Origin of the sequence: Metabacillus arenae (assembly GCF_014773385.1) — a bacterium.
Lineage (GTDB): Bacteria > Bacillota > Bacilli > Bacillales > Bacillaceae > Metabacillus_D > Metabacillus_D arenae.
In genome coordinates this window covers 1-1,838 of sequence record NZ_JACXAI010000066.1, presented here as the reverse complement: position 1 = coordinate 1,838, position 1,838 = coordinate 1, and the positions used below count along the sequence as shown (strand labels likewise).

1 protein-coding gene is annotated in these 1,838 nt (G+C 33.4%); it reads left to right on the top strand.

The genetic code is table 11. From position 1 onward, the window contains the following. Window positions 1-848 precede the first annotated feature (848 nt). Window positions 849-1,322 (top strand): hypothetical protein, encoded by a 474-nt coding sequence (locus IC621_RS25800; protein WP_191162869.1) that lies wholly within the window; start codon window positions 849-851, stop codon window positions 1,320-1,322. The last annotated feature ends 516 nt before the right edge of the window (window positions 1,323-1,838 follow it).

The following is a 1,838-nucleotide window of genomic DNA, read 5'->3' as shown; positions in this document are numbered from 1 at the left end:
TGGTGCGAAATGTTCCTGACTCAAATGAAATGTGGTCACACAATTTCGGTAAAGGTCAGGCAGTTTTAGATATCTAAAACTGAAGGGTTATATCGAAAAGTCGAATGATGAGGTAACGCTCTGAAAGGCTTCCCCTGCGTCGAATAGCACGCCTTTTAGTAAGGAAAAGCATGTTATAAGCTCGGCTAATAGGCTCGAGAATTTACCGTACCAGTTCGGCTGACGAAACCCTACCCGATGGGGTGGTGTAAATCATGGTGCTTGGGTTGAACAAATAAGGTGAGAATGCAACGTAATAGGACAGTAAACCTTTTTGCTGACGAACCTCTGAATGTACGGGTCTAGACTGGCAATACATAGAAATGTGTATTTCACTAAATGTGAGTTTAGCTGTGGATGAGTAAGAATCAACAATATAAAAGTCCATCTTGTGTTTCAGGCACATGCAATGCTAACAGGCTCATAGGAGGCTCCTAAGTTTGTTTCATTTAGGGTCATTATATTTAAATAAGATGTTGCATAAAACGCCACTTTTTTATACAGCTGCCAGGCTTCTTCAGAAGCCAAAAACGTTGATAAATCAAAGATGTATAAAATTATGCTAATTAATAAAAAACGACTAAGAGCCAAACCTTTGATACACAAGGGTTTGACTCTTTGGCTAACTTATTTTGTTATGTAAACTAATTTTTATACAATATTCATTTGATCCTTTGAGATCTTCTTCAACTAAAGGGTCAGGATAGTTAATAATACAAGTCCTTACCTTAACGATTTTTGACTAAAGAATAATAACTGAAGGGAATGAAATAATAAAAATAATAAGCAGTATAAAAGGGTTGATTACTTTGATAAATAAAATCTTATTATGGATAGTATTAATCGCTCCATGGTTCACATTATTTTTAGTTAAGAAGGAAAATATTAAACGATTTATGCCTGCAGCAATTTTTGCCTCCTATTTAATGATTATTTATAACGTGGTTGCCGATAATCAAAAACATTGGGTAATTAATGAGACGCTTATTCCGTGCTTAAAACCCTTATTTGTTTCTGGTGTATTTGGTGCTTTTCCGATAATAACTTTTTGGGTTTTCCATTATACTTACGGAAAGTTTTGGAAGTATCTTGTTACTAACATCATCATAGATTTCATGTTTGCAGTATTTCCTATACATTATCTCTTTCAAGAAGTATTACGAATCTATAAGCTAGTTAACATAACTATATGGGGACGTTTTATCCTATTTGTCTTTTTTTCCATAGTGATTTATGGTTATTATAAGTGGCAAGAGGATATGTTCCATTCAAAAAGAACTTAATATTTACCCCCATATGGATGACGTTAGTTTAAGATTCAAAACAAAAATCACCTTTTTTGTAACTGCTACCGGGTGGTTCATTTATTTCCTTACTTTTTTAAAGCAGACAAGTCCATATCTTGAATAGGTCAGCAATGGTAGGAGGTTATTGATTAATTACCAAGATTTTAGAAAAAATAACCTCTGATATGGTGATGATTAAGTTATCTCTTATAAAAGGAACGAAATAATGATTACTCCAAAGAAGCTGCAAAAAAATAGATGATGTATATAAGGCTTTAGTTAAGGCTGATCAAAAAGATCATGATATTTGGTTTTAATATGTGTTTTTATCCTGGCAATGGTGGTTTTGTGTCATAATTTCCGATCATTCCTTGGATTTTATGGTGGAAATATAGAAAAAAGGAGTCTACGGACCGTTTAAAATGTACCCTATAGAGTAGACATTAAAAAAAAGTCTACCTATAGGGTACTTTTTTGTATAATTAAGAAAAACATGGGGAATGGAGAAAGTTA